General features: G+C 65.0%; 7 protein-coding genes. 2 read left to right on the top strand and 5 right to left on the bottom strand.

Features of this window, described 5'->3' with window-relative positions:
- Positions 1-50 precede the first annotated feature (50 nt).
- Both B4383_RS18850 and B4383_RS18845 read right to left on the bottom strand, forming a co-directional pair.
- Positions 51-1,103 (bottom strand): lipase family protein, encoded by a 1,053-nt coding sequence (locus tag B4383_RS18850; protein WP_286150677.1) that lies wholly within the window; start codon positions 1,101-1,103, stop codon positions 51-53.
- 106 nt (positions 1,104-1,209) lie between these two features.
- On the bottom strand, positions 1,210-1,425 hold the full coding sequence (locus tag B4383_RS18845) for an antitoxin (RefSeq protein WP_078292745.1): 216 nt from the start codon (positions 1,423-1,425) through the stop codon (positions 1,210-1,212).
- A gap of 54 nt (positions 1,426-1,479) precedes the next feature.
- On the opposite strand from B4383_RS18845, the gene B4383_RS18840 reads away from it, so the two are divergent.
- A complete protein-coding gene (locus B4383_RS18840; RefSeq protein WP_078292746.1) occupies positions 1,480-2,313 on the top strand; it encodes a class I SAM-dependent methyltransferase in 834 nt (277 codons plus the stop codon).
- A gap of 10 nt (positions 2,314-2,323) precedes the next feature.
- On the opposite strand, the gene B4383_RS18835 is transcribed toward B4383_RS18840, so the two are convergent.
- Both B4383_RS18835 and B4383_RS18830 read right to left on the bottom strand, forming a co-directional pair.
- Positions 2,324-3,001: a slipin family protein gene (locus B4383_RS18835; protein WP_078292747.1), complete on the bottom strand. Its 678-nt coding sequence runs from the start codon at positions 2,999-3,001 to the stop codon at positions 2,324-2,326.
- Positions 3,002-3,304: 303 nt separating this feature from the next.
- Complete coding sequence (locus tag B4383_RS18830; RefSeq protein ID WP_078292748.1) at positions 3,305-5,710, bottom strand: cation-translocating P-type ATPase; 2,406 nt, start codon at positions 5,708-5,710, stop codon at positions 3,305-3,307.
- 117 nt (positions 5,711-5,827) lie between these two features.
- On the opposite strand from B4383_RS18830, the gene B4383_RS18825 reads away from it, so the two are divergent.
- A complete protein-coding gene (locus B4383_RS18825) occupies positions 5,828-6,505 on the top strand; it encodes a class I SAM-dependent methyltransferase (RefSeq protein WP_078292749.1) in 678 nt (225 codons plus the stop codon).
- Here B4383_RS18825 and B4383_RS18820 read toward each other — a convergent pair.
- Positions 6,502-7,602, bottom strand: coding sequence for an MBL fold metallo-hydrolase (locus tag B4383_RS18820; protein WP_078292750.1), 1,101 nt, complete (start codon positions 7,600-7,602; stop codon positions 6,502-6,504). The two genes, B4383_RS18825 and B4383_RS18820, sit on opposite strands and share 4 nt — an antisense overlap.
- Positions 7,603-7,604 lie beyond the last annotated feature (2 nt).

Genomic DNA, 7,604 nt, shown 5'->3' with positions numbered 1-7,604 from the left:
AGTTTGGCTGCCACGTCGGCAAACGATACCGGAGCGATACCAACCCGGGGCTAGCAGTTACTGGAGGCTGGGATCCCGGCAAACCGATCCGCGATCCACTGCACCCCCAGCCGTTCCCCGTCGGGGTCCACGTGCCCCTTACCCGGCGCGATGATCTCCTGGACCGTGTCACCCAGCACGCAGGCCCGTCGCACCGCCGCGTGGATCCAGCGTGCGTCAATGAGACGGTCGGCCCCACCGGCATACACGAGCATCGGCCCGGACGCCGGGCCGAGCGGTAGCGCGATCCGCTTCAGTGTAGCCGCGAAAATCGCCGGGTCCAATGCGGTGGTGCCGTGAAAATCGTTGGCGCGCAATCTACCTATGGCCGCTGCCCGCGCGGGGTCCAGTCCGTTGTGACACCCCAGCAGGAGCGCCTTGTCATGCGGGTTGTCCTGGAAGGATCCGTGCAGAAAGTTCTCCGGCCTCAGCTCCGGAATGGTGACCGACAGCCCCGTCAGCAAGGTGGGCATCATCGAGAGCTGACTCCAGTCGTATCGGCCGTCGCCGACGTGAGTCGCCATATCGGTGAGATCGGCGGCCGGGGACAGATTGGCCGCGCCCACAAACTCCAGCTCGGGGGCGTAATCGCCCGCAAGCTCGGCGGCCGCCCACGTCGCCTGGCCGCCCTGGGAAGCGCCAATGGCCGCCCACGTGGTCGAAGCCCCGGGGATCAGCGACACCGCGGCGCGCGCGGCGTCGATCACATTGAAGCCCTCGGACCGCGGTTCCAGATACGGATGCGGGCCCGGAACGCCCAGTCCCTCGTAATCCGTGATAGCCACTACCCAGCCGCGTTTGGTGAGGTTGCGCACCAACCAGATATAGCCCCGCAAATCGGGAGCACGAGAAACCGCGCACTCGTCGTCTAGCCCTGTGGTGCCATGTCCCACTGACACGATGGGCCAACCTTGTTGCGGTGGTCGACCTTTTGGGGAAAAGACAACTCCGGACACCTCGGTGGGTGTGCCGGTGGCACCCGAGGTCGACATGTATCGGATCAGATGACCGTCGGCGTGGGCATCCAGATCCGGGGCGAGCGACAACGGCCTATCCGACAGCACCTCACCCGGCGGCGGCGAAGGAGGCGGAGGTGCGACACCTTCCGCCTCCACCCGCGCACAGGCCGCCGTGAACAGCACCAGCGCCGCAACCAACGGCGCCAGTCGGTTACTGAGCGTCGCCGGCCTTCGGGGACTCGGTGCCTTCTACCTTCTCGACCGCACCCTTGGCGGCGTCCTGCACCTTGTCCACGACCGCGCTGTACTTGCCGCCGGTCTTGGAATCGATCGCGTCGCCGACCTTGTCGACGGCCTGGTTCACCTTGTCCTTGTTGCCCGCCAACAGGCTCTTAAGCTTGTCGATGAGGCCCTTGAAATCAGCCATGAGCGTGTTCTCCTTCGTCTGGGACGGCGCAACTGTAGTACGAGATCGCGGCGTATGTTGGGTCGAGTGACGGACCCTGTGAAAATCACATTGACCGGCGCTCCTGCGACGATGCTGGCCACCTTGTACGGCCGCGCGCAAGACGCCACATCTCCCAATTCGGTTCTTCATGACCACTACGCCGCGGACGCCGTCGCGCATATCGACTACGACTTCTCCAAAACCAAGATCAAAGGCACCCAGGCGATCGGGGTAGCGCTGCGCGCCCGTCAACTCGATGTCTGGACCTCGGAGTTTCTCACCGTCCACCGGGAGGCGACGGTGCTGCATCTGGCCTGCGGGCTGGATACCCGCGTCTTCCGGATCAATCCGCCCGACACGGTGCGCTGGGTCGATATCGACTATCCCGAGGTGATCGCGCTGCGGCGCGCGCTGCTCCCCGAGCGTGCCGGTGACTATCGGATGGTCGGAAGCTCGGTCACCGATGAGGCATGGCTCCAAAGCATCCCGGCCGACCGGCCGACCCTCGCGGTATTCGAGGGTTTGACCATGTACCTGACACCCGCCGACGGCCAGTCCCTGCTCCGGCGGATCACCGGCCGATTCCCCAGCGGACAACTGGCCTTCGACTGCTACGGCAGCATCGGGATCACGCTGCAGAAGCTGGTGCCCGCGGTGCGCAACGCGGGTGCCACCTTGCACTGGGGGATCGACGACCCCGGGCAGATCGAAGCGCTGCACCCTGGGCTGCACTGCGTCGACGACTTGCGCAGCACCGACGTGGCAGGTAAGGAGCACCTGCCACTATCGGGCCGCATCCAGATGAAGGTGATCTCGCACATCCCCGCCCTGCGTGACATCGGCAGGATCATGCGGTTCAGCTTCTAAGCGCGAGCGGTCACGGTGCGTTGAGGACGACCATGGCCCTGCCCTCGGCCACCGACTCGAGGGTCCGCAGCCTCAGCAGCTCGGGGTTCTCCCGCAGCAGCTTGGCGGTGTTCGCCATCGTGCGCAATACTGCTGCGTCGGAGCGAGCTCGTTCCAACTGAGCCTTACCCGCCTCTCGCGCCAGCAGCGGCTCAGCCAGTGCCTTGCGCACTTCGCCGGACAGCATGATGTCCTTGACGACGAACCACGTCACCGTTACACCGAGCTCTTCTACTTCTGCCGCGAGTCTTGCGACAGCGTCGGCACCCAGAATCTGACCCCGCCGAGCCAGCAGCTCATCGAGAGTCAGTGCCGCGGCGGCGTCACGCACCTGCAGCTGGGTGCGCAGGTAGATGTTCCAGTGCACCGAACCGCCCTCGGCCGTAGCGAAAACGCTCGGGTTGGACACCGTGTAGTTGACCGCCGCCGATACCTTCACAGTGAAACCGTCAACGGTCAGCACATCTTGGCCAGCAACTTGCACCGACTGCGTCCGCATGTCCACGGTGACCAAAGTGTCGGTACGCGGGCGTGTGTAATGAACGCCAGGTGCCAGCACCGCCTCGAACACACCTTCGCGGTACAGCACACCGCGCTGCCACTCCATGATCGTGACCTTCTGCCCGAAGATCCCGTCCCACATACTCATTCTTTGTTCACCTCTCTTACCTATTTTTGTCGTAATTCAGTTGTGGAGGAACGGCTTCCGGACAGCATCGCGAGCCGGTGGGAGGAATCGCCACAGCGCTCCCCGCAGGACCGAACCGCGAGCCCTACGGCGCGCAGCCTGGAAGCCGTCCCGTGAGGGACTCGAACCCACTAGCCTGAAGAGGGCGTACCACTAAGGCGAAGGCCCAACACGCGGTACGCCGACCGGCGATGCCGGGGCGCCGCTTGATCTCCGCGTGAGCAAAGATAGCGAACCGCGCCTATTGCGCGCATCCGATTTACTTCAGTCGTCTTCGGTGGCCCAGAAATGGCGTGGCTGGCCGGACCACTTACCCTGCAGCCACCACAACACCTCGATCACCACGGCGGCCGCGATGCCGATGCCCAGCGCGGGTCCGGTGACCGCCAGATTGCTCGGATCAAGCATGAATGTCTTTCGCGCCAAGGGAATCGCAAAAATCACCGCGTAGCCCAGCCCGGAGCATGTCACCAGCGCCACCCGCCACCACCGATAAGGGCGAGCCACCACCGCAAGTACCCACACCGCCGCTACCAGCTCGGTGATCAGCGCAGCGGTCGACGCCTGCGTGCTGTTGCCGGTGACCTGCAGAGTCTGACGAGCCAACAGGTAGGACAGGAACGTCGCGACGCCTACCGTCAAACCCGACGGAATTGCCGATATCATCACCCGGCGCACGAATCCTGTCTGTGCGCGTTCGTTATTCGGCGCCAACGACAGGATGAACGCCGGGATACCGATGGTGAACCAGGCCGCGATGGTGACGTGAATCGGCTGGAACGGGAACGGCACGGCGCCGTAGTGGAAGACCTTCGAGCCCAGCCCCGCCAGCCCCACCGTCAGCGCCAGCAGCACCGAGTACACCGTCTTGGTCAAAAACAGGTTGGAAACTCGTTCAATGTTGCCGATAACGCGCCGACCCTCGGCAACCACATAGGGCAGGGTCGCGAATTTGTTGTCCAACAAGACAATCTGAGCCACCGCGCGTGAGGCGGAGCTACCGGCACCCATCGCGACACCGATATCGGCGTCCTTGAGCGCGAGCACGTCATTGACGCCGTCACCGGTCATCGCGACGGTGTGGCCATGCGATTGCAGAGCCTTGACCATCGCCCGCTTCTGGTCGGGCCGTACCCGCCCGAAGGTGGTCGCAACCGCGAGAGTGTCGGCCAGCTTGTCGGTATCGGTGGGCAGGGTGCGCGCGTCCACGGCGGCGCCGGAGAGCCCCAGAGTCTGGGCCACAGCGCTCACCGAGACCGCGTTGTCGCCGGAGATCACCTTGATCGAGACATGCTGGGAAGCAAAGTAATCAAGGGTATCGCGGGCATCGGGGCGGATCTTCTGCTCCAACACCACCAGTGCACGCGAGGTAATCGCACCGGGCGCGTGGGCGTCGTCGACGGACAATTCCGCCGAGGCGAGCAGCAGCACCCGCAGACCCCGGGATCCGATCTCCTCGGCGGTGGTGGCGACGGGGTCGGCCGGATCGAGAAGTACATCGGGGGCGCCGATCACCCAGTTGCCATACTCACCGTAGGAGGCACCGCTCCACTTCTTGGCCGACGAAAAGGGGGCGATCGCAGTCGATTTCCAGCCCGGCGGGGAGTCGTACGCCTCCGCGATGGCGGCGATGCTCGCATTGGGCCGCGGATCATCGGCCGCGAGTTGCGACAGCGCCGTCAATGCGTCCACGTGATCACCGTCGCCGCCCAGTTTCTTCACATCCGAAAGCCGCATGCCATTCTCGGTGAGGGTGCCGGTCTTGTCGGCGCATACCGTGTCTACTCGAGCCAGCCCCTCGATGGCGGGCAACTCCTGCACCAGGCATTGGCGCCGCCCCAGCCGAACCACACCGACCGCGAAGGCAATTGACGTCATCAACACCAGGCCTTCGGGCACCATCGGGACCAGTGCGCCCACCATGCGAAGTACCGATTCCTGCCAACTGTCACCTGTGGTGAACAGCTGGATGTAGATAATCAGCGCGCCCGCGGGCAGCAGTAGGTACGTGATGAACTGCAGAATCTTGTTGATGCCATTGCGCAGTTCGGAATGCACCAAGGTGAACTTCGAGGCTTCCTCGGCCAGCTTGGCCGCGTAGGCCTCGCGCCCTACCTTGGTCGCCCGATACGCGCCGCTGCCCGCAACCACGAAGCTCCCCGAAAGCACGGGGGAACCAACGGTCTTATCGATGGGATCGGCCTCACCGGTCAGCAGCGACTCGTCGACTTCGAGGGCGGCCTCTTCGATGACCTCGCCGTCCACCACGATCTGATCGCCGGGTCCCAGCTCGATGATGTCGTCGAGGACCACGTCGTTGGGCGCGAGAGCCGTCGCCGCTCCGTCGCGCCGGACCACCGGCCGGGTCTGGCCGACAATGGCGAGCTTGTCGAGCGTCTGCTTGGCGCGCAGTTCCTGAATGATGCCCACGGCGCTGTTCGCGATGATCAGCAGACCGAATGCCCCGTTGATGACCGAGCCCGTGGACAGCACGATGATCAGCAGCACGCCAAGGATCGCGTTGATTCGGGTGAAGACGTTGGCTCGCACAATGTCCGACACGCTGCGTGCCGCCCGGGAGGGGACATCATTGGTCTTCCCCTGCGCTACTCGCTCAGCGACCTCGGCGGCGGTCAATCCACCCGACGTCAACTCCTCGATCGTTGCCACCCCTGCACAGTAGCGACCGGCGATCGCCTGGCACGGCCGCCGAGTGGGAACACGGCGCGATTATTTGGCCCGATTGTCGTGGCGTGTTCGCAACGAACGCGAGTAATGTCAGGTGGTATGACATCAAACGAGCTGCCGGACTGGGATGCCTCATACCAAGGTAAGAGCGAGATCTTCCGAGGTGAGCCGCCATGGAACATCGGCGAGCCGCAACCCGAGCTGGCCGCGCTGATCGAGGCGGGCAAGTTCCATGGCGACGTCCTCGACGTCGGATGCGGGCACGCCGAAACCTCGCTGCGGCTTGCCGCGCAGGGGCACACCACCCTCGGCCTTGACCTGTCCCCGACCGCGATCGAGGCGGCGCGGGCCGCGGCCGCCGAACGCGGATTGACCAACGCCAGCTTCGAGGTCGCCGATATCACCGACTTCTCCGGTTACGACGGGCGCTTCAACACCATCGTCGACAGCACGCTGTTCCACTCGATCCCCGTCGAGGCGCGCGAGGGCTACCAGCAGTCGATCTCTCGTGCGGCCGCTCCCGACGCGTCGTACTACGTGCTGGTCTTCGCCGTCGGCGCCTTTCCACCCGGGATCGGCCCCAACGCGGTCTCCGAGGACGAGCTGCGTGCGGCGGTCGAACCCTACTGGGTGATCGACGAGCTGCGTCCCGCGTTCATCCACTCGAACGTCCCGGAAGTGCTGCCCGGGGCCGACTTCGAGATGCCTGCGTTCCACAAGGACGAGAAGGGCCGCAACAAGCAGCCCGCGTTCCTGCTACAAGCGCACAAGCGTTAGGAAAGACGCCACCAGCCGTCGGGGGCAGCGGGCCGCTGCGCATCGGCCCGCTGCCCGGGCTTGGGCACCACGGCCGTGACGCCCTGCTCGTCGGCGGCGGTGAGCAGCCGCTCAATCGGCTCGGCCCACGGATGCAGCGCCAGGTTGAACGTCGCCCAGTGAATGGGTAGCAGTGGAGCCCGCGGGGTCGCGAGATCCCGGTGAGTTTGCACGGCCTCTTCGGGATTCATGTGAATGTCGGCCCACGATGTGTTGTAGGCCCCAACGGGCAACAGCGTGAGATCAAAGGGCCCGTAGGTATCACCAATGACCTTGAACGCCTTGGTGTATCCGGTGTCGCCCCCGAAGAACACCTTGTGCTTGGGTCCGGCGATGGCCCAGGAGGCCCACAGCGTGGTATTGCGGGTTAGTGATCTGCCCGAGAAATGCCGCGCCTGGGTGCAGGTGAGTATCAGCTTTCCGAGCTGATGACTCTGGTCCCAGTCGAGCTCGATGACCCGGGCAGGAGAGACGCCCCAGCCGCGCAGATGCGCGCCGACCCCGAGTGGCACCACGAACACCGCGTTCTGGCTACGCGTCAGCGCAATGATGGTGTCCATATCGAGATGGTCGTAGTGGTCGTGGCTGATCACCACGGCGTCCAGGGCAGGCAACGCCGATAGCTCCAGGGGCACGGGGTGCTGTCGGTGCGGGCCAACGGCCCGCGAGGGCGAGCAGCGGTCACTCCACACCGGGTCCGTGAGCACGCGGTACCCATCGATCTCGACGAGCATGCTCGAATGCCCAAACCAGGTCGCCGCAAGCTCCGCGGGCGGACCGGAAAACTCCGGGACCACCAGCGGTACTTCGCCCTTCGGCGTTCCCGCACCGCGCCGGGTGATCACGTCCCACACCACTGTCGTGGCCTCCGCATCAGGCGAAAACTGCCGGGCCGGTTCGGCGTTGCGGAAGGAACCGTTCCGGTACTGCGGCGATCCCTCGGCAACCTCGGCGATGCGTTCCTTGCTGGCGCCCAGCGTCCGCGGGACGTCACGCAGGGCGCGACCGATCCACGTCGACGCAAGAGCTGCGCCGGCGCCAACCCAGAGCGCCCGCATGC

Origin of the sequence: Mycobacterium sp. D16R24, assembly GCF_002013385.1 — a bacterium.
Lineage (GTDB): Bacteria > Actinomycetota > Actinomycetes > Mycobacteriales > Mycobacteriaceae > Mycobacterium.
The sequence above is the reverse complement of the archived record's forward strand: the minus strand, read 5'-3'. Positions and strand labels throughout refer to the sequence as shown.

Excerpts from the sequence above, each read along its gene's own strand:
- B4383_RS18820 (WP_078292750.1), bottom strand. The coding sequence starts at position 7,602 with ATGCGGGCGCTCTGGGTTGGCGCCGGCGCAGCTCTTGCGTCGACGTGG.
- B4383_RS18845 (WP_078292745.1), bottom strand. The coding sequence starts at position 1,425 with ATGGCTGATTTCAAGGGCCTCATCGACAAGCTTAAGAGCCTGTTGGCG.
- B4383_RS18825 (WP_078292749.1), top strand. The coding sequence starts at position 5,828 with ATGACATCAAACGAGCTGCCGGACTGGGATGCCTCATACCAAGGTAAG.
- B4383_RS18840 (WP_078292746.1), top strand. The coding sequence starts at position 1,480 with ATGTTGGGTCGAGTGACGGACCCTGTGAAAATCACATTGACCGGCGCT.
- B4383_RS18835 (WP_078292747.1), bottom strand. The coding sequence starts at position 3,001 with ATGAGTATGTGGGACGGGATCTTCGGGCAGAAGGTCACGATCATGGAG.